Here is a 22665-nt window from a genome sequence, read left to right as displayed (position 1 = left end):
TAAAAGTTAGAAAGTTGCAAGGTTGAAGATTGAAGAATGTAATCCTAACTGGCGCGAGCGTCCTCGCTCGTGTCTATTATGTGGTAGGCCTCTGGCCGAGCCAACGGATAGGCTTCCCTTTACAGTAACTAAGTTAGATTCCTCCCGGCCAGAGACAGGACGATAAGCATCACGAGCGTGGACGCTCGCGATAAGGGAGATTATTGTTCCGTGATAGGAAAGATTATTAATCAATAAGTAGAAAATTTAAATAAAAGTAAGCTCTACTTTGAGCAGCGTATAACCTAAAACGTTAAACCTACTACGTAATAAAAACTACATGAACATATTTGTTGTAAACGCCGGCAGCAGTTCTATTAAATACCAATTATTTAGAATGCCTTCCGAGCAACCCATTTGCAGTGGTTTAATTGAACGGATTGGCTTAGAAGATGGCCAAATTACCCATCGGGTATTTACCAGCACTCCGGAAAATGTAATTCGTTTAACTTTAGATTTGCCCGATCATGCGGCCGGTTTACAGGAAGTAGAACGCTTATTAACTGACTCCGAAGCAGGAGTAATTCAGAATCCCGATGAGATTGAGGTGGTCGGGCACCGGGTAGTACATGGCGGCGAAACTTTTGCTGCTACTACCATTATTACTCCGGAAGTAAAAGCCGAAATCAAAAAATTATTTCCATTAGCGCCTTTACACAATCCTTCTAATTACCTGGGCATTGAAGTAGCCGAAAAAACCTTCCGTAAAGCTCGGCAAGTAGTTGTTTTTGATACGGCTTTTCACCAGTCCATGCCGGAACGCGCGTTTCGGTACGCCTTACCCCAATCATTTTACACCGATTTAGGCATCCGGGTGTATGGATTTCACGGAACCAGCCACAAGTACGTAGCCGAGCAAGCGGTGCAGTATTTAGGTAAACCCAATGCCAAACTTATTACCATTCACCTGGGAAATGGTTGTAGTATTACCGCAGTTAAAGGCAATCAATCCCTGGATACCAGCATGGGCTTTGGCCCTTTAAGCGGTTTAATTATGGGAACCCGTTCCGGTGATATTGATCCTTCCGTAATTTTTCATTTAGTAAACCAATTAGGCTACGACCCGGAGCAGGTAAATGCTTTATTAAATAAACGCAGCGGTATGCTGGGCTTAACCGGTTTCAGCGACATGCGCGATATTACCAAAGCCATTGAGGAAGGAGATACGGTCGCCAATCTGGCTTACGACCTGTACGCGTACCGGATTAAGAAGTACATTGGGGCTTATGCCGCCGTGTTAAACGGTTTAGATGCTATTGTATTTACCGCTGGTGTAGGGGAAAACGATCCGGAAGTGCGCGCCCGCGTTTGCCATGATATGGACTATTTAGGAATACAACTAGACGAAGAAAGAAACCTGATTCGCTCAAAGGAACTACGCGAAATTAACCGTTCCGAATCGCCGGTGAAAGTATTCGTTATTCCTACCAACGAAGAACTGGAAATAGCAAAGCAATGTTTTGAACTGCTAACATAATCAATGTAGTGGTATTTACTGGAATAGATAAATTGGGGTAGGTAGTTATAACAAATTAAATTTTACTAATTATACTATATCTAATGCAGCTTATTTAAAGTTTTAGAATAAACAGTTCCTCCTACGTTAATAGCATTCAAATTTTACGTATTGTAAGTTTTAGTAAGTGACTTATATTCATATAATTATATTTATTCTCTGCATTTAATTTCTTAAACTGCTTATTTATATAAATATAAAAATAAAAATTAACATAAATTTAATAAGGGTATTGCTTTAATTATAGTTGGAAATTCTTTATTTAATATTTATCATTAAAGATAATATAGGTTTATTTAAAGCTTTACCAGCCTTTTTCATAATCTCTCAGGTTTCCTATGTTTTCGTAACCGAAATTAATTTTGGAATGCAAGCCCTTGAAGCTGCATTTGAAAATTATTTATGAAATTATCATAAATAATAGGTAACAATTTAGCTGTAGACGGAATGTATAAGGTAAGCTTTTTAATAAAGTAATTTAATCAACTTGTTTAAGACTAACCTTTGTTGATAAATACACTATTGCCTAAATGGTGAATAGGTGTAAACCGCCTTTGTGTGATATTTTAATGAAGTAATTGGGGAGGTTATAGTTCCCTAACCAGATGCTTAGATGTTTGACCTTGTATAAAGTACTGTTTGTTTTTTTGATACCTTAAATCGCCTATGAAGAAAAAACTACTAATATAATCCGCCTGAATAAATTCCTTTAAACTTTCTTGTCAACCTGTTAAGCAGAAGATAAACCTGCCATTCTTTGGAATAGCCAGGATAAAGTTGGCCATTCGGTCCATCAGGGAGCTTACTATTGCCTGTAATAACCAATTTTGATAGTTCTCAATTTTAAAGAATTAAATAACCAGCCAAGAGAAAATTCTTTTCTGCTGAATTCTAATACCCATATATAACCTTACGGTAACCCAAACTACTAAATATGAAAAAAATCTACTTATTGTTCTTCTGGTGGGTTCTTGTGCTTATAACCGGCCGCAGCTTTGGTCAGACTTATATTCTGAACGAAGACTTCTCTTCGGCTTCCGAAACTACGCCACCTACAGGCTGGCTCAATAATGCCACGGGAGGTGGAGCGGCCGATAAGTGGCGCTTTAATAACCCGGGTATCCGTACCCTCAATTATCCGTTTACGGGCAACTTCGCTATTTTCGACAGCGATAATTATTCACAGGCAGATGGGGCGGAAAACGTAATTCTGGAATCTAAGTTTTTCGATGCTTCCATCAGTAGCAATACCCTGCTTACCTTCGACCATTTTTTTGCCGGCGGTAAAAACGGCAAAGGCACCCTCGAAATATTTAACGGTACCACCTGGAGCGTGCTGGATACCTACGTAGATAGTACCGCTAACCCCGAAAGCAAACTGTATAACATTTCGGCGAAAGTAGGCGGGGTAACCAATGCCAAAGTCCGGTTCCGCTGGACAGGTAATGCCTCGTACTACTGGGCCTTAGACAATATCAGGATTTATGCGCCTTTGTCGCGCGACGGCGGGTTGGTAAAGTTAAGCGCTCCCGAAATGCCTTTTAGTTCGGGCAGCCAAGCCATAAAAGTGGGTTTGGGCAACTATGGCATTAATTCCTTAACCAGTACAACCTTAAACTGGCAGGTAAACGGGGTCGCCCAAACTCCCTATAACTGGACCGGCTCTTTGGCTTTCGGAAAAGTGAAGGACGATATTACCCTGGCCAATTATAATTTTCAGCAAGGCAAAGCTTACCAGTTAAAAATCTGGCAGGAGAACCCGAACGGGCAAAAAGACTTAAATGCTCTAAATGATACGATAATTGCCACCTTGTATAGCAGCCTTTCTGGGGTGTACACGATAGGGGGCAGTTCACCAGACTTCAAGACGTTCACCGAAGCGGTGACGGTTCTCAACAATGCGGGCGTGGTTGGACCGGTGACGTTCAAAGTACGCAACGGCACCTATAATGAGCAGGTGGTGATTGGCAAAGTAACCGGTGCTTCAGCTACTAACAAGATTGTATTTGAGTCAGAGAGTGGCGACAGCACGAAAGCGGTTCTAAGCTATAATCAGGAAAATTCAGTGCTGGATTATACTTTACTGGTTAATGGGGGAGAATACCTCAGCTTTAAGAAGCTTGGCTTTATTAGGAGTAGTAACAGCAATATAGTGAAGATTGAAAAAAGTAGGTATACGGATTTTGCTAACTGCTCTTTCAATAGTGGTAATTACTATTTTCAAGCGAAAACAATAAGTATACGTGAGTCTAACAACATCACTATTGCAAATAGCCGGATGTTATACACTTACATAAGTTTACAAAGTACTAGTGGTGATGTAGCAGGTTGCAGTGATATTATTATAAGGAGAAACCGAATAGAAGGTTTAAAACCAGGGTATTATTCCGTATATGCATATGGGGCCTATGCGCCTATGAACAAAGTATTTATAGATTCAAATCTTATTACGGGAGAGATCAATTTAATCCATAGATGGAGCAATAGTGCCATAACCAGTAATACAATCAGTGATGGCAAAATTTATCAATATACCGGTGGATATAGCACTTCAGGCAACGTGATATCGAACAATAGTATTGTCGCTTCTGCCCAAACGGGTTATGCTATCAACATTGAAGGCAATGGTGTAGCAGAAATCAGCGGTAATAAGATAACGGGTGTTACTAATGCCAATGCTATAAATTTAAATGGGGCACAAGGCACCTTGATAGCCAACAACTTTGTGCAGACGCAAGGGCAAGGAACGACTTACGGCATATCGCTGAATAGCAGTTCGAATGTAAAAGTAGTTTTCAACAGCGTGCATACCACGGGGACGGACCTGAGCCAGGCGCGGGCTTTTTCGGTGCAAGGCAACAACGGCAACTTCACGGTGAAGAACAACATCTTCGCCAATTCCGGTGGGGGTTATGCGGCTTTTATTGGCACGGCTCTGACAGGTACCAACGACCTCGACTACAACGACTATTATTCTTCGGGCGGCAAGCTGGGGCATTATGCCGGTACGGACTACACGAACCTAAGCACGTGGGGGCAGGCCTTGAAAGGGGATGCGAACTCCAAAGCTGTTAACCCCTTCTTTAAAAATAAAACCGAGCCACATATAAACCACATTGCTTTAAATAATGCGGGTACAAGTATCAGTGGCTTTACTAAAGATATAGATGGAATTACCCGGGATGCGAGAAAACCAGACATTGGTGCCAAAGAATACATTCCAGTAGCAATCGATGCCGGCTTAGATGCGATAACTTCTCCTCAAAGTCCATTGAGCGGTACAACTATACCCGTAAAAGTCCTATTGCGCAATCAAGGATTAAGTACACTTTCTTCGGCTACTATTAATTGGCAGGTAAATGGTGTAGCCCAACCACCAATTAACTGGAGCGGAAGTTTGGCAAGTACTGCATCGGAGGAAGTTACACTCAAGACTTATACTTTTACCGGTGCTCCTTTGTTCAATATAAAAACTTGGACCAGCAGCCCTAACAATCAGCTTGATCCTAATCGTTATAACGATACAGCAACGGTGCAGAACCTGGTAGCGGCTCTTTCTGGGGTATACACGATAGGGGGCAGTTCACCAGACTTCAAGACGTTCACCGAAGCGGTGACGGTTCTCAACAATGCGGGCGTGGTTGGACCGGTGACGTTCAAAGTACGCAACGGCACCTATAATGAGCAGGTGGTGATTGGCAAAGTAACCGGTGCTTCAGCTACTAACAAGATTGTATTTGAGTCAGAGAGTGGCGACAGCACGAAAGCGGTTCTAAGCTATAATCAGGAAAATTCAGTGCTGGATTATACTTTACTGGTTAATGGGGGAGAATACCTCAGCTTTAAGAAGCTTGGCTTTATTAGGAGTAGTAACAGCAATATAGTGAAGATTGAAAAAAGTAGGTATACGGATTTTGCTAACTGCTCTTTCAATAGTGGTAATTACTATTTTCAAGCGAAAACAATAAGTATACGTGAGTCTAACAACATCACTATTGCAAATAGCCGGATGTTATACACTTACATAAGTTTACAAAGTACTAGTGGTGATGTAGCAGGTTGCAGTGATATTATTATAAGGAGAAACCGAATAGAAGGTTTAAAACCAGGGTATTATTCCGTATATGCATATGGGGCCTATGCGCCTATGAACAAAGTATTTATAGATTCAAATCTTATTACGGGAGAGATCAATTTAATCCATAGATGGAGCAATAGTGCCATAACCAGTAATACAATCAGTGATGGCAAAATTTATCAATATACCGGTGGATATAGCACTTCAGGCAACGTGATATCGAACAATAGTATTGTCGCTTCTGCCCAAACGGGTTATGCTATCAACATTGAAGGCAATGGTGTAGCAGAAATCAGCGGTAATAAGATAACGGGTGTTACTAATGCCAATGCTATAAATTTAAATGGGGCACAAGGCACCTTGATAGCCAACAACTTTGTGCAGACGCAAGGGCAAGGAACGACTTACGGCATATCGCTGAATAGCAGTTCGAATGTAAAAGTAGTTTTCAACAGCGTGCATACCACGGGGACGGACCTGAGCCAGGCGCGGGCTTTTTCGGTGCAAGGCAACAACGGCAACTTCACGGTGAAGAACAACATCTTCGCCAATTCCGGTGGGGGTTATGCGGCTTTTATTGGCACGGCTCTGACAGGTACCAACGACCTCGACTACAACGACTATTATTCTTCGGGCGGCAAGCTGGGGCATTATGCCGGTACGGACTACACGAACCTAAGCACGTGGGGGCAGGCCTTGAAAGGGGATGCGAACTCCAAAGCTGTTAACCCCTTCTTTAAAAGTAAAACGGACCTGGATACAAATCATATAGCCCTTAATGACGCAGGTACGCCCGTCACCAATATTACCAAAGACATTGACAGTACTACACGGAATAGTAGTAAACCCGATATAGGAGCTAAAGAGTACACGCCAATTGAGATTGATGCAGGGCTAGATGCCATTATTACTCCTACAAGTCCGCTTATTAGTACATCGGTGCCAGTGAAAGTATTACTAAGAAATCAAGGGCTAAATACACTTTCTTCGGCTACCCTTAATTGGCAGATAAATAAGGTAACTCAAACACCTGTTAATTGGAGTGGTAACTTAGTTAGTGGGGCATCGGAGGAAGTAACCCTAAAAACACATAACTTCTCGGGGGCTTCCATTTTTGACATTGATGCCTGGGCTACTAATCCCAATAGCCAACAGGACCTGAACCGCTATAACGATACAGCAACGGTGCAGAACCTGGTAGCGGCTCTTTCTGGGGTATACACGATAGGGGGCAGTTCACCAGACTTCAAGACGTTCACCGAAGCGGTGACGGTTCTCAACAATGCGGGCGTGGTTGGACCGGTGACGTTCAAAGTACGCAACGGCACCTATAATGAGCAGGTGGTGATTGGCAAAGTAACCGGTGCTTCAGCTACTAACAAGATTGTATTTGAGTCAGAGAGTGGCGACAGCACGAAAGCGGTTCTAAGCTATAATCAGGAAAATTCAGTGCTGGATTATACTTTACTGGTTAATGGGGGAGAATACCTCAGCTTTAAGAAGCTTGGCTTTATTAGGAGTAGTAACAGCAATATAGTGAAGATTGAAAAAAGTAGGTATACGGATTTTGCTAACTGCTCTTTCAATAGTGGTAATTACTATTTTCAAGCGAAAACAATAAGTATACGTGAGTCTAACAACATCACTATTGCAAATAGCCGGATGTTATACACTTACATAAGTTTACAAAGTACTAGTGGTGATGTAGCAGGTTGCAGTGATATTATTATAAGGAGAAACCGAATAGAAGGTTTAAAACCAGGGTATTATTCCGTATATGCATATGGGGCCTATGCGCCTATGAACAAAGTATTTATAGATTCAAATCTTATTACGGGAGAGATCAATTTAATCCATAGATGGAGCAATAGTGCCATAACCAGTAATACAATCAGTGATGGCAAAATTTATCAATATACCGGTGGATATAGCACTTCAGGCAACGTGATATCGAACAATAGTATTGTCGCTTCTGCCCAAACGGGTTATGCTATCAACATTGAAGGCAATGGTGTAGCAGAAATCAGCGGTAATAAGATAACGGGTGTTACTAATGCCAATGCTATAAATTTAAATGGGGCACAAGGCACCTTGATAGCCAACAACTTTGTGCAGACGCAAGGGCAAGGAACGACTTACGGCATATCGCTGAATAGCAGTTCGAATGTAAAAGTAGTTTTCAACAGCGTGCATACCACGGGGACGGACCTGAGCCAGGCGCGGGCTTTTTCGGTGCAAGGCAACAACGGCAACTTCACGGTGAAGAACAACATCTTCGCCAACTCCGGTGGGGGCTATGCCGCATACATTGGTGCAGCTCTGAGTGGTACGAACGACATTGACTACAATGATTATTATTCTTCGGGCGGCAAGCTGGGGCATTATGCCGGTACGGACTACACGAACCTAAGCACGTGGGGGCAGGCCTTGAAAGGGGATGCGAACTCCAAAGCCGTTAACCCTTTCTTCAAAAGTAAAACGGAATTTAGAACCTACCAGCGTAATTTAAACGGAGCCGGTATACCGGTGGCTGGCGTTTTACTGGATATTGATGGTGAGATTCGCAACAGCTCCGCCCCGGATATTGGCGCCGATGAATTTACCGTCGACTTTGGGATTACCCGCCTCATCAGCCCGGCCCTGGATTGTGACCAAACCTCGTCGGAGTCGGTAACGGCTAATATTATTCAGTTCGGAGATATTCCGTTTACTAATCTGAAAGTAGCTTACCAGGTAAACAAAGGCCCCATATTTACCGAAACCATTCCGGGCTCCATTAACAATGATATTGAATATACCTTTAAGGAAAGCCAGAATTTGTTAAAAGAAGGGCAATATGATTTTAAAGTTTGGCTCGTAGGTATTCAGGACGATAATGTAAGTAATGATACTTTACGGGTTGCCCGCTTTAAAAAGCCAAGTCCTACCGTTAGTTTTAATTTTACGACTAAATGCGCGGGGGTAGCGGTACCGTTCCTGGGAACTGCCAGTGTAAGCCCCGGTACCATTACCCGCTACGAATGGAATTTCGGCGATGGGGATAGTGCTGTGGTGCAGAACCCGAACCATATATACGCTCAATCCGGAACCTATACCGTTACCTTAAAAGCTTACTCCGACGAAGGCTGTTACAGTGCCGTGAGCAAAACCGTTACCATAATTGCCACGCCCGAAGCCAAATTCGCTGAGGTGGAAGCCTGCATAAACGAGCCGTTGACCTTCACCAACCAAAGTACGGTTAGTTCTGGTTCTATGACGTATAACTGGAACTTTGGGGATGGCAGCACGTCCACGGAACAGCATCCTTCCCACACGTATCGTGCCTCCGGAACGTATAAAGTGCAGCTAACGGTAAGCAACACCCTGGGATGCTCCAATACTTACACGCAGGAGGTTAAAATCTATTCTTTGCCAACTGTTACGCTGGCCGCTTTTACCCCGGTTTGTACCGAGGCAGCAACCTTTACTTTAGCTGGCGGCTTACCGAAAGGTGGTTCTTATTCCGGAACCGGCGTAAAAGATGGGCAATTTAGTGCTTCCGTTGCCGGCATAGGTACCCACACGATTACTTATACTTATACCAATGAAAACGGCTGTACCAATGCAGCCACATCTACCATCGTGGTAAAATCCTTGCCTACTGTTTCGTTTACCGGTTTACCGACCAGTCTATGCGTAAACGCTGAAGAAGTTACGCTTTCCGGTTCGCCGGCAGGAGGGGTTTGGGTAGGAAATGGCATGAATGCCAATGGGGTATTTAACCCGGCTACGGCCGGAGTAGGTACCCATACCATTGAGTATATTTACTCTGAAGCCGGTGGTTGCTCGAACAAAGCTACTAAAACTATTACCATCAACGAGGCACCCGAAAATTTAACTGCCAGTAGCAATAGCCCGGTAACTGCCGGCGCTTCCTTAACTTTGAGTGCTGCTACTATTACCAATGCAATCTATGCCTGGACTGGCCCTAATAATTTTACGGCAACGACCCAAAAGGCTACCATCGAGAATGTGACTTCTTCGGCTGCCGGAACCTACACGGTTACAGCCACCGTAAATGGTTGCAGCGTTTCGGCAACGGTTTCTGTTTCCATTCAGCAGGCAGTAGCGGTTAGTAGTTTTAGCCCGCTAAGTGGTCCGGTGGGAACCGTAGTTACTATAAAAGGAAGTGGATTTACCAATATCAGCAGCGTAAAATTTAATAATACTAACGCTTCTTATGCGGTAAAAGATGCTCAGACTATTGTGGCTACCGTACCTGCGGGCAGCAGTACCGGCTTAATAAGTGTAACTACTCCCAATGGCACCGCCACCAGCAACAGTAATTTTACAGTTCTAAGCAATACCATTACCGGTTCCGCCTTAAGTGTTTCCAGATTGTGCGCCGGCAGCCCCGTAAATGTGCCTTTTACTACCACTGGTTCTTTTAACGGCTCCAATATCTTTAAGGTGCAGTTATCCGATGCAAAGGGTTCCTTTGCCGTGCCCATTACTATAGGAGTAGGAAATACCAGTCCGGTTGCGGCCTTTATTCCGGTTACTACTATTACCGGCACTGGTTACCGGGTACGAGTTATATCTTCTAATCCGGCGGTTATCGGTACCGATAATGGTACCAATTTATCAGTGCAAGGTAAACTCGCCACCCCCGTAGTTTCGGCAAACAGTCCTGTATTAGGTGGCGTTCTGAAATTGCGCGTCAACACGGTGCCCGGAGCTACCTACAAGTGGACCGGACCAAATGGTTTTACTTCTACTTTACATAACCCTACTATTAACAAGGTAACAGGTAGAGCTGCCGGCATGTATTCAGTTACCGTTTTGGTAAATGGTTGTACCAGCAACCCGGGTACTGTTCAAGTAATTATTGTTCCGGTTCCCAAAGCCATTACCTTAGTAGTAAACACGGTTAGCGGCTATTCCAATACCCAGGTGTTAGTGCCGGTACGGGTAAAAGATTTAAAGAATATTATGTCCATTCAGGGCAGTATTAACTGGAATACTGCTGTGGCAACTTATGTAGGTGTTGAAAGTTTTGGTTTGAAACAGATGACCAGGAGAAATTTTGGCACTACCCAGGTAAATACTGGTAAACTGTCTTTTTCCTGGAAAAGCGCGGGAAGTATTTCGCAGAGCTTAAATGATAATGCAATCTTATTTGCGGTTCGTCTTAAGTTAGTAGGCCCGGCAGGTTCCTTTACACCTATATCCGTAACAAACAAACCCGTGAAAATAGAAGTTACAGATAAAAACCTGAATGTGGTGGAAGTAAAGACTAAAGCCGGAGCGGCCATTATCTTATCCGAAGTAGCAGTAACAGGTACTATCCGGAGTGAAGCTGGCAGTAGCATAAGTGGGGTAACCATTAAAGCTACCAGCAGCAAAACCAATCTTGGCTCTAAAAAGGTAACTACTTTGTCCAACGGAAATTACCGGTTCAATCTGTCCTATAATCAACCCTACGTACTCACTCCATCTAAGAAAAACGACGTAGAAGTGACGAATGGGGTTACTACTTTGGATTTGGTACATATTCAACGCCACATTTCTAAAAAACAATTGTTGAACTCTCCATACAAAATTATTGCTGCCGATGTGAACGGTTCCGGTACTGTAACCAATCAGGATATTAATTTAATCCGGGCTTTCATATTAGGTTATACAAAGAGCTTCCCTGGAGGACGTTTATGGAGATTTGTGCGCAGCGATTTTACTTTTGCTAGTATCACTAATCCATTTCCTTTCGACAGTGCCCGTACGTATAGTAAAATAAGTTCTTTAAGTAATCAGGATTTTATCGGGATGAAGTTGGGAGATGTAACCAACAGTTGGGATGCGACAAATGCCCGGATTCAGATTGCCGGAGATTTAAACTTTAACCTGCTGGATCTGAAAGTATTGCCGGATACCGAAATTCGGGTGCCGGTAACGGTGAAGAACTTTAGAAACGTGAGTGGTTATCAGTTTACCTTAAACTGGGATCCAACCGTGCTCGAGTTTACGCAAGTAGAAAATGCTGCGGTAGAAGGTATTTTTGGTACACATAGTGTGCGGGATGGTAAGCTTACCACTGCCTGGTCGGTTAATGACAATGACAGCTTGAGTTTAGCGGACGATACGCAGGTATTTCAAGTACGGTTTAAAGTAATTGGGAATGGTGGTACAAAAAGTAAAATAGCTATTAACTCTGCTATTACCGGGAGTGTAGCTTATACAGGTAGTTTAAAGCAGTTAAATGTCTTAAATACCGAGGCTTTAATAAAAGTAAAAGATTTTGGCTTTGAGTTAAAGCAAAACTATCCGAACCCATTCCGCAGCGAAACTACCATTGGCTTTACTGTGCCCGAGCAACAACAAGTAACGTTCACTATTTATAACGCGTTAGGCCAGGTGGTGAAAAGAACTACTGGCATTTATCCGAAGGGCGAGCACGCTATTATCTGGAAATTAGATGATTCTAGCGGCCTTAAAGTAAGTTCAGGTACATACTTCTGCCGGATGCAAGCGGGTAAGTTTTCTGAAACAATACAGATGATTGTTTCGGATTAGCCAATAAAGGACATGATCATTCATATCAAACAAGATGTCTTAATTTTAATCTGTTTAGGATAAGTCTTCAAAACAAAAAGCCGAATACTAACTTAAAAGAGAAAATCTTTAGGTTAGTATTCGGCTTTTATTTTTGAAATTGACATTGTAAGATTGAATTCCTTAATGACTAAACCCGCTCAAAAGAACTACGCGAAATTAACCGTTCCGAATCGCCGGTGAAAGTATTCGTTATTCCTACCAACGAAGAACTGGAAATAGCAAAGCAATGCTTCGATTTGCTAACGGATACTACGCAATAGAAAATCCAACCTGGATAATTAGGAGAGAAAAAACAAACCTGGGTTAAGAAGTAACTAATTTAAGAGAAGAACGGCTTAGCAAAACAGTTATTTCTGGCTGTTGCCGGATGTTGGTTAAAGCGCGCTGAATATAGTTTAACACCGATTGGTAACTTAAATCCATTAATTGCGCTATTTCCGTAAGGCTTAAATCTTCGTAATACCGCAGGTAGAGCACTTCCCGCTGCCGCTTAGGTAAATTGTTAAGCAACGATGTTAATTTTTGGGCGATTTCGTGATTTGCTTCCGACTGTACCGTTATTTCTTCGGCGGAGAAAACAATTGTGGCGTCTGGTTTAAAAATTTGGGTGAGTAATTTTTGCTGCTTTTTTAAATGCACCAAAACCAATCGCCGGTAAGAAGTAAATAAATAAAATTTAATGGATTGCACGGCGCTAATTTGTTGCCGGGAAGCCCACAAATTAGCAAACAAGTCCTGAATGCAATCTTCGCTAATGTCCGGGTTATGGCTTAATTTAACTCCGTACCGGAAAAGACTTTTATAATACGTTTTATGAAGTTGGGCAAGTGCTGCTTCGTTTCCCTGGCGTAAACTTTCCCATAGCTCCTGTTCCGGCAAATCAGTATGCTGCTGAAACGAAGTTTCATGTAAGGCCGGGAAGGGTAATATTAAAGCCATAAATAATTACACCAGGTAAACAACAATTTCTGTTTTAATAAATATTCCTTAGCATTAATCTCCCGGCATTTCTGGTTAAAAAAGCGTCGTCGGCCCAATTTTACAAGAGCCGGTTAAAAATCAATAGGATAATGAAAGGCAGTTATAATACTACTAAAAAAATTTGAAACAAGGTAATTCTGCAGCACATAAATTATACACATTCTAATATCTGAAATTCAAATTTTTTAAAATTCTTGCTCTAATTTCCCTATAAAAGCTATTAAAGTAGATAATAGAAATACCAACTACTATAATTTTATTTAAAAATGTCAAAACAACAATTAATTTTTTGAAAATTATTAAAGAGGATTGCATTAAACCTGTAGAAATCATATTTATTTAAAAAACACTCTTTCAGGTGGGTAGAAAATGAATCGAATTCGCTCTTAATAATTAAAGAGAACTTATTCAGGTAATAAACGCCACATGAACTTGCCGGACTATACACTTCAGGATTTTCTACAGGATACAACCTTTCCGCATTGGGTGTATAAAACTAATCCGGTGGAAGAGCAAAGATGGAGTGCTTGGCTAGAAGCAAATCCCGATAAAAAAATAGTTGCCCAACAGGCGGCTTTAATGCTTATCGGTATCTCGGTGGTTCCAACTCCCATTCCGGATAGCCAAGTGCAGGAAAGCTGGCAACGCTTAAAACACCGGCTTGCCTTTCAGGAGAACGCCGAACTATTACATCCTGGTAAAACTACTAATCGTTCCTATCAGCAATGGTCAAAATGGGCCGCTGCTTTTATTTTATTTTGCCTGGGAGGTGCTTTATTTTACTACGCAACCCTAAAGGAAAAGCAGCAAATCTATCGCACCAACTACGGCGAAACCGCTACCCTTATTTTACCCGATTCTTCTATGGTGGTGCTAAATGGGAATACCACTTTGCGTTACCCCGCTAACTGGAACTCCCGTGAAAGCCGGGAAGTGTGGCTGGAAGGTGAAGCTTTTTTTAACGTTTTAAAAAAACCGGGTAAAGGAAACGCAAAATTCACAGTGCATACTCCCGAAGTTAATGTGCAGGTATTAGGCACTAGCTTTAACGTAACCAATCGGCGCCAGAAAACCCGGGTGGTACTTAATTCCGGTAAAGTTAACTTGTTTGCCAAAGGCTCCGCCGAAGAACCCTTAACCGAAACCTTAAAGCCCGGCGAAATGGCAGAGCTGATTCCCTCAAAGCAAAAATTTACGAAGCGGCAGGTAAATCCGGAAGTATATTCTTCCTGGACCCACAAAAAACTCATTTTTCAGGCTACGCCGCTGGCCGATATTGTGACTTTGCTGGAAGAAAACTACGGCTACCAGGTGCAGGTAACCGATCGAAAAATATTGAGCCGTACCATAACTGGCGAGATTTACATTGATAATGTAAATACCTTATTGGTAGCACTATCCACCTCTTTTAATTTAAAATTCGAAAATAAAGATCAAAGAACATTACGCATCACCTCACCTATATAATGCCTTGTAAAATTTAAAAAATATAAATTAAAGCTCGTGAAAAATGATTACTAACAAGAAAAAAGTGCTGCTCCGCAATGCCTTAATTCTGGCCTGTATGGCCTCTTTACCGGAGGCTTACGCGCAAGATCTGTTATTAGCGAACAATCAGCCCAGTAAAAACCAAAGTGTTGCTACTTCCACCAAAAAAGCTCTTTTAACAGATGTATTGCAAGATTTGCAGCAGCAGTACGATGTTTCTTTTATTTACGAAACGCAGAATCTGGCGGGTAAATTAGTAAATGCCGGAGCGCTGCCTTCGGGCAAAATGGAAAAAGGGTTAGATAACTTATTAGCTACTGTTAATTTGCGCTACGCTAAAATTAACGAGCGAACCTACGCCATTGTGCCAGGAACAAAAAACGCCGAAATCCGCGAAAATAGCGCCTTTGGCTCGCTTACCGCGACCAACGAAAACGCGGAAAGCAATACGGCTATAGAATGGTTAGCTGCTAGCCGTCCGGCGCTGTTGCCGCATTATAAACCAACCAAAGCCCCAGACTGGCAAATTACCGGTACGGTTACCGGTTCCAATGGCGAAGGTTTACCCGGCGTAACTGTTTTATTAAAAGGTACTACCACCGGAGCTACTACCAGTCCGAACGGTACTTTTTCGTTAAATATTCCGGAACAGGCGGGCACTTTGGTGTTTTCGTTTATTGGTTATGCTACCAAAGAAGTACCGGTAAGCGGCCCAGGCCCGGTTAACGTTACCCTCAGCGAAGATACCCAAGCTTTGGAAGAAGTAGTGGTAGTGGGTTACGGTACGCAAAAGAAAGAATCCGTAACAGGTGCCATTAGTTCGGTTTCGGCGAAGCAAATATCTGAGTTGCCGGTACCTAGCGTGGCGCAAGCCATCCAAGGTAGGGCTGCCGGTGTAAGCGTCGTAAATACGGGTACTCCGGGTTCTAACCCAATTGTACGGGTAAGAGGCGTGGGTTCCATAAACTTTGCGGCCGATCCGCTGTACATAGTAGATGGGGTTCCAACCGGTGGTTTATCTAACATCGATACCAAAGATATTCAATCAGTGGAGGTGTTAAAAGATGCGGCAGCAACGGCAGTTTACGGCTCCCGAGCGGCGAACGGCGTTATTCTGATAACTACTAAAACCGGCGGCAAAGACGGTAAAATAAGAGTGACAGTAGATGCTAACTACGGTGCCCAAACTGCCTGGAACCAGATAGAAACTTTAAATACCCAGCAGTACCTGCAATATGCCAATACTTTATTAAATGGAGCACTTCCTCCCCGTTTACAGCCCGACAACTTTAACCAACCCATTTACCCGGGGGCTACGCAGACCTATGCTCAAACCAATACAAACTGGCAGGATGCGCTTTTCCGGACCGCGGTGCTTTCCCAAAATAACATAACCATTTCGGGCGGAACAGATAAATCGCAGTTTTATACCAGCGGTGGTTACTTTAAGCAAGATGGGATTACAGTAGGTACCGGTTTCGACCGCTATAGCTACCGGCTGAACTCTACCCATAAACTAAATAGCATATTTACCGTGGGCGAGAACTTAATGGGTTCTTATACTACGCAGCAATATGAACCCGCTGATAACAGAACCCGGATTATTCACGCCATTCGTTCTTTACCTTATTTACCAGTGCATGACCCAACCTTATTAGGTGGTTTTAGAGCGGCCCAAAACTCCATTGATGGTTCTGACCCTTTCAACCCTATCCGGTTAGCCGAGTTAGATCAGAATGAGAACCGTAATTTTAAAATTTTAGGGAATATTTTTGCCGAAGCTAATATTACTAAATGGTTAAAATTCAGATCTACCGGTGGGCTTGACTATTACAACAACCTGCAGGCTATTTATCTCCCGATTTTTAACGATTTATCTTCTGGCTCCAGACCGGCTTCTACCATTAATAATAACAGAGGCACTGGCCGTACTTTTGTTTTAACTAATCAGTTAACAGTTGATAAAACGTTTAATAACCATTATATCAACTTTACTGCGGTGCAAGAACGTACCGACCGTAGAAACATACAGGAGAACATGAATGGTAATCAACCAAACTCAGTGGTTGTTACTTTAAATCAGCCGCTTAACCCAGGTTTAAGCCAAACCATCGGAGAGAATGTTTTACTTTCTTACTTAGGCCGGTTAAATTATGAATTCAAAGGCAAATATTTACTGAGCGCTTCGTTCCGGCGCGATGGTTTTTCGGGTTTTGCACCAGGCAACAAATGGGGTAACTTTCCGGGTGCTTCTGTTGGCTGGCGCGTTTCCGAAGAACCTTTCTTAAAAGGTGTTTCGCAACTTTCGGATTTAAAATTAAGAGCTAGTTACGGTAAAATTGGTTTTAATGGCATTGGTAACTACGACTACGTAGTAAACGCTAACTTAAATGCCACTCTTTATCCGTTTGGTGATGCCAGATCATTAGGTACTTATACCAATGGTTTAGCTAATCCAGATCTTAAATGGGAAATTACCACCATGCAAAACTATGGTTTCGACTTTGGTTTATTCAATAACAAAATTGTATTCTCTGCGGAGTATTACCAAAGATTAACCGATGAAAAGAATGGTTTAATTTTGAGCATTCCAACACCTAACTCCTTTGGATTTGGTGGTGGTGGCGTTAACGCCAACGTGGGCCAAATGAAAAACTCAGGATTTGAATTTACGGCGGGCTATAACCAAAACGAGGGAGCCTTTAAATGGAGCGTTAACGCGAACTTAACTACCTTAAAAAATGAAGTAGTAAAATTCAGTTCTCCTACGGCTACCCTGGATGAAGGTACCGATCAGGACTTTGCCGCTGGTTATGCCATTACCCGTACGCAACAAGGTCAGCCAATCCAATCTTTCTACGGCTGGGTAATTGATAAAATTTACCAAAACGAGGAAGAAGTAAAAGCCGACAATGCCGCTGCTGTAGCTAAAAAAGGAGCAGGCGCCTTCTATCAAACAGAAAAAACAGCTGCCGGCGATATCCGGTTTAAAGATTTAAACAATGATGGTGTAGTTAACAGCGACGACCGGCAATTCTTAGGTAGTTATTTACCTAAAGTTTCTTACGGGGTTAATGCTTCGGCTAACTACAAAAACTTTGATTTAAGCTTATTTGTACAGGGTGTAACGGGTAATAAAGTTTATAATGCTACCAGAGCAGCTTTAGAAGGTGGTTTGCGTTTATTTGGCGCCGGTACAGCCGTTTTAGATGCCTGGACTCCTACTAATACCAACACTGATGTGCCAAGAATGGTAAACGGCGATCCAAACCAAAACACCCGTCCTTCCGGCCGGTTCTTAGAAAATGGCGCTTTCACCAGATTAAGAAACATCACGCTTGGTTATACCATTCCTACAGCTGCCCTTACCTCTTTCTCTAATGGCAAAGTAAGCGGCCTAAGAATTTATATAACTTCTCAAAACCTGTTTACAATCACTAAATACTCAGGTTTAGATCCGGAAGTTGGCCAGGCCCGTGGATCGCTTTTAACCAATGGTATTGATTTTGGTACTTATCCGCAGCCAAGAACTTTCCTGGGTGGTATTCAATTAAATTTTTAATTAATACCTATTATTTAAAAATTATAAACAGTTTTTAACATTATTATAATGAGAAAAATATATTTATCGGCCTGTTTTGTAGGAGTACTACTCTTAACAAACTGCCACGATGATTTAAACACGGTTAACCCCAATAACCTTACCTCTGCTACTTATTTTAAAAATGCCAGCGAATTACGCGAAGCAGTTAACAGTATATATGCCGTAGCTCACTCTAACCGGTTAGCTTCCCGGGAGTGGTTTTTTGCGCATTCACTTCGTAGCCCGGACCATAAACCAGGCGGGGGGCAGCTGGAAACGCATCGCCGGGCAGTAATTGAAGGTACGGTAGCTCCAGGTAATGGCGTAGGTACCGAAATTTGGAATGGGTTTTATACCTTAATTCATCGGGCGAATACCGTAATTGCCAACGCCGCCACGGCAGAAGGTGATGCTGCTTCTATAAAGCAAAGCTTGGGGGAGGCTAAGTTTCTGCGGGCCTGGGCGTATTACGAATTAGTAAATTTCTTTGGTGGGGTTCCGGTATATACCGCTCCGGTTGCGGGTGTGGATGCTTTTGCCCCCCGATCAACTCCAGAAGAGGTATACAAACTAGTAGTACAAGATTTAATAGATGCCCAAACTAATCTGACAGCGGGTCAAACCATGGCTAACCAACCTAGCGATAGCAAAGGCCGGGCAACGGCGGATGCAGCTACTGCCATGTTAGGTAAAGCTTATATCCAGCAGGGCGATTACGCCAAAGCAAAGGTAGAACTGGAAAAGTTAGTAGGTAGATATAGCTTAACCCCGGTTTATAACCACAACTTCAGAGAAGAAAATGAATTTAACTCGGAGTCCATCTGGGAAATTAATTATGTAGGACGCCCCAGCGATAACGGTTATAACTGGGATGGAGAAGGTAATGGACAAACGGCTGCCCAATCTACGGTTCGGAGCCAGGAAACCAGCCCGATTGCCTGGCGGAACCTGATCCCGGCGGAGTATTTAATAAATGAGTACGAGGTGCCGGAAACTGGTTCTCCCAAAAGAGACCCGCGTTTAGATTATACGGTATATTTTACCGGAGATCTTTACGATGCTGGAACTAAAACTTTAACCGATGCCCAACAAAACGGGGAGACTACTAATTTCCATGGTAAAACTTTAAAAGCCAGTTGGGAAAAATACACCGTTATTTACCAGAAGCTAAGAAGCCAGCCTACCGAAACCAATTTACTAGATCCAGGTTTCCATCCGGGTGGTATTAACACCCGGGTAATCCGGTACGCCGAAGTATTATTATTATTGGCCGAATGTGAGAATGAAGTTGGTACCCAGGCAGCTGCGGTGGCTTACTTAAACCAGTTACGTAACCGGGCCGATGTAATGATGCCGGATTATCCGAATGCGCAATTCCCAACCGGGTCAAAAGAACAGGTTTATCAGGCCATTGTGCACGAAAGTGCAGTGGAAAGAGGCGGTGAAGAAGGCCGTGACTTCGACATCATGCGTTGGATGAAAAAAGGGGTGATAACTTCGCCTTACACGCTCTTTACCTTTAATCCGGCCCGGGATTATGTATTGCCCATTCCATCGGATGAAGTAAACAGGAATCCTGAGTTATCTTCAAGCGGCTTACCGGCTCAAAACCCTAATTATTAATTTTCCTGAAATTGTTTGAAGTAAAAACCCTTAGCCTTAGCTAGGGGTTTTTTGCTATACTTATTTTAAAAAAATACTTTTCAATATTTAATCCCGAATAGTTATAATTATTCTATAGTTCAAATTCAGCCGGTTTTTAAACGCGGCCAGGTTTATGCCACTATGGTTTAACCCTCCTTTTAATAGGAAACCGCTAAATACAATGGGGTATAACATATCAAGAAAACATACTGGTCAGTCTACTTTACTAATTACCAATACCAAGTGAATCCTGTTTAATTAAATCTTAATCGTTAGTTTACATTACATCATAATTGCTGCCATTGCTGTAGTTTAATAAAAGTTATTAGTGTATAAAATTGAAATTTAGTATTTTAGAGTAAGTGTTTTGTTTTTGTCCATGTCAAGAATTACCCTTTTTTTACTGTTATTATTTACTAGTTCTCTCTGGTCTTGCCAAAATAAAGAACGGGCAGCGCACGAAGAGATGCTTCTATTACTGCAAAAAACCGCAAAGCAATACAATCATCATCAGAATAAGTTTGCTTCCAGTGCCATTCTAGCGCATTACGATTCTTTATACCAACACTCTACCTCAGAACAGGATAAGATAATGCTAAGCGCTTCCAGGGCGCACGCTTTATTAATGGTGGGCAAAGAACAGGAAGCCGTTAATTTACTGCACGATGCCCAGTTAAAATTGGAAGCAATGGGGCTAGGTAATAAAGCTTTTAGCATCCTGGGACCTAAATTAGCCTTAGCTTACCTGCGGCTCGGCGAAAGAAGTAATTGTGTGATGCACCATTCTTCAGAAACCTGTATTTTTCCCATCCGGGGCACTGGCATTCACACGAAGCAAGTGGGCTCGCAAAAAGCAATTGAATTGTACCAGCAATTAGTGGCCGCTCATCCTGCCAACTTAACTTACCGGTGGCTGCTTAATCTATCTTACATGACTTTGGGGGAATACCAGCAGGTAAAAAACGTGTCTTACTATTTACCGGACTTAGATGTAGATACTTCTACTTTAGTAAAACCATTTCGGAATATTGCTAAGAATTTAAAATTAGACATAAATAATATGGCCGGCGGCAGCATTGCCGAAGATTTTGATAATGATGGCTATATAGACCTGGTTACTTCTGGCTGGGGATTAGCCGACGAAATGCATTATTTTAAAAATAATGGCCATGGCACTTTCTCCGATCTTTCGGAAAAATCAGGTTTAAAACCATTGGTGGGTGGGCTAAACATGATGCAAACCGACTACAATAACGACGGTTATAAAGATATTTTTGTTACGCGCGGCGGCTGGGTAGAAGACGAGTTTGGTCGGCAACCCAATTCTTTAATCAAGAATAATGGCGACGGCACCTTTACCGATGTGACGACTATTAGTGGTCTGCTCTCGTTTTATCCGACCCAAACCGCTACTTGGAACGATTTCAATAACGATGGTTGGTTGGATGTTTTTATTGGCAACGAATCCCGGCCGGGTAATAGTAAATTTATCAATCCCTGCGAAATGTACCTGAATAATCAGGATGGCACCTTTACCAATGTAACCAAAGAAGCGAATGTGCAGCTGGTTGCCTTCGTAAAAGGGGTAACTTCCGGCGATTACGACAACGACGGACGCCAGGATATTTTTATCTCTACCATGAACGGCGACCGGTATTTATTGAAAAACACATCTATCAAAGGCAAAACGCCCATTTTTAAAAATGTTACCGCTTCGGCAAACCTGGATAAAGATAAAGGGCATACCTTCCCGACTTGTTTCTGGGATTTTGATAACGATGGTTGGTTAGATATTGTAGTGTGCGACTATAATTTTGAAGCTCCTTTGGCCCATTACGCGGCGGCCGAAGCCATGAAAAAACCAGTTAAAAATGCCGGCATTGTTTACCTGTATAAAAATAACCGGAATGGCACATTTACTAATATTTCGGAGCAAGTAGGCTTAGATAAAGTTGCTTTTGCCATGGGTTCTAACTTTGGCGATATAGATAACGATGGTTTTTTAGATATGTACTTGGCCACAGGTAACCCCGATTACGAATCGTTGGTGCCTAACAAAATGTTTAAAAACTTAGGCGGGCAAAAATTTGCGGATGTAACTACCGCAGCCCGGGTGGGGCATTTGCAAAAAGGCCACGGCGTATCTTTTGCCGATATGGATAATGATGGCGACCAGGATATTTACACTGAAATGGGTGGCGCTTATATCGGTGATGCATACCAGAATTCTTTTTTCCTGAACCCCGGCCAGAACAATAACCGTTGGATTTATCTTGATTTAGTAGGTGTTAAAGCAAACCGCAGTGCTATTGGGTCGCGCATTAAAGTTACTTTCCGGGAAAACGGCATTGCCCGGAGTGTTTACCGCGACGTTAATTCCGGCGGCAGTTTTGGTGCCTCTCCTTTAAGACGGGAAATTGGTATTGGCCAGGCCAACGTGATTGACGAAATAGTAATTCAGTGGTCCGGCACCAATCAAAAACAAGTTTTCCGAAACATCCAACCCAATCAGTTACTTCGGATAAAAGAAGGTGAGGCCAAACCTGAAGTTATACCATTAAATAAAATAAGCTTCGAAGCAGTTAAGCTGCCTAGTTTAACCCAACTTAAATAATCAATATGCCCAGGTTGCCAAATTTAAAGCGGGGCAGCAGCTTAATTATTAATCGAGTTTAAACCACTGGTATTTTGTAAAGGGGCAAACTTCCTACTGCTTACTAATCAGGGATTATTATTATCCAGCGG

At 42.5% G+C, this 22665-nt stretch carries 7 protein-coding genes; 6 read left to right on the top strand and 1 reads right to left on the bottom strand.

The window, feature by feature from the left end:
* Positions 1 to 319 precede the first annotated feature (319 nt).
* Complete coding sequence (locus HUW48_RS18355) at positions 320 to 1516, top strand: acetate/propionate family kinase (RefSeq protein ID WP_182412323.1); 1197 nt, start codon at positions 320 to 322, stop codon at positions 1514 to 1516.
* Between the two features lie 973 nt (positions 1517 to 2489).
* On the top strand, positions 2490 to 12182 hold the full coding sequence (locus tag HUW48_RS18350) for a PKD domain-containing protein (protein ID WP_182412322.1): 9693 nt from the start codon (positions 2490 to 2492) through the stop codon (positions 12180 to 12182).
* Positions 12183 to 12527: 345 nt separating this feature from the next.
* Here HUW48_RS18350 and HUW48_RS18345 read toward each other — a convergent pair whose 3' ends face one another.
* Positions 12528 to 13163: an RNA polymerase sigma factor gene (locus HUW48_RS18345; RefSeq protein WP_182412321.1), complete on the bottom strand. Its 636-nt coding sequence runs from the start codon at positions 13161 to 13163 to the stop codon at positions 12528 to 12530.
* 468 nt (positions 13164 to 13631) lie between these two features.
* On the opposite strand from HUW48_RS18345, the gene HUW48_RS18340 reads away from it, so the two are divergent.
* From HUW48_RS18340 to HUW48_RS18325, 4 genes are all read left to right on the top strand, one after another.
* On the top strand, positions 13632 to 14672 hold the full coding sequence (locus HUW48_RS18340; RefSeq protein WP_182412320.1) for a FecR family protein: 1041 nt from the start codon (positions 13632 to 13634) through the stop codon (positions 14670 to 14672).
* Positions 14673 to 14715: 43 nt separating this feature from the next.
* Positions 14716 to 18255, top strand: coding sequence for a SusC/RagA family TonB-linked outer membrane protein (locus tag HUW48_RS18335; protein ID WP_182412319.1), 3540 nt, complete (start codon positions 14716 to 14718; stop codon positions 18253 to 18255).
* 48 nt (positions 18256 to 18303) lie between these two features.
* Positions 18304 to 19899, top strand: coding sequence for a RagB/SusD family nutrient uptake outer membrane protein (locus HUW48_RS18330; RefSeq protein WP_182412318.1), 1596 nt, complete (start codon positions 18304 to 18306; stop codon positions 19897 to 19899).
* Positions 19900 to 20299: 400 nt separating this feature from the next.
* Positions 20300 to 22534, top strand: coding sequence for a CRTAC1 family protein (locus HUW48_RS18325; protein WP_182412317.1), 2235 nt, complete (start codon positions 20300 to 20302; stop codon positions 22532 to 22534).
* The last annotated feature ends 131 nt before the right edge of the window (positions 22535 to 22665 follow it).

This window comes from Adhaeribacter radiodurans, from assembly GCF_014075995.1.
Classification (GTDB): Bacteria; Bacteroidota; Bacteroidia; order Cytophagales; family Hymenobacteraceae; genus Adhaeribacter; species Adhaeribacter radiodurans.
The sequence above is the reverse complement of the archived record's forward strand: the minus strand, read 5'-3'. Positions and strand labels throughout refer to the sequence as shown.

What these genes read in the sequence shown, in the direction of transcription:
- HUW48_RS18355 (WP_182412323.1), top strand. Translation starts at nt 320, where the DNA reads ATGAACATATTTGTTGTAAACGCCGGCAGCAGTTCTATTAAATACCAA.
- HUW48_RS18350 (WP_182412322.1), top strand. Translation starts at nt 2,490, where the DNA reads ATGAAAAAAATCTACTTATTGTTCTTCTGGTGGGTTCTTGTGCTTATA.
- HUW48_RS18345 (WP_182412321.1), bottom strand. Translation starts at nt 13,163, where the DNA reads ATGGCTTTAATATTACCCTTCCCGGCCTTACATGAAACTTCGTTTCAG.
- HUW48_RS18340 (WP_182412320.1), top strand. Translation starts at nt 13,632, where the DNA reads ATGAACTTGCCGGACTATACACTTCAGGATTTTCTACAGGATACAACC.
- HUW48_RS18335 (WP_182412319.1), top strand. Translation starts at nt 14,716, where the DNA reads ATGATTACTAACAAGAAAAAAGTGCTGCTCCGCAATGCCTTAATTCTG.
- HUW48_RS18330 (WP_182412318.1), top strand. Translation starts at nt 18,304, where the DNA reads ATGAGAAAAATATATTTATCGGCCTGTTTTGTAGGAGTACTACTCTTA.
- HUW48_RS18325 (WP_182412317.1), top strand. Translation starts at nt 20,300, where the DNA reads ATGTCAAGAATTACCCTTTTTTTACTGTTATTATTTACTAGTTCTCTC.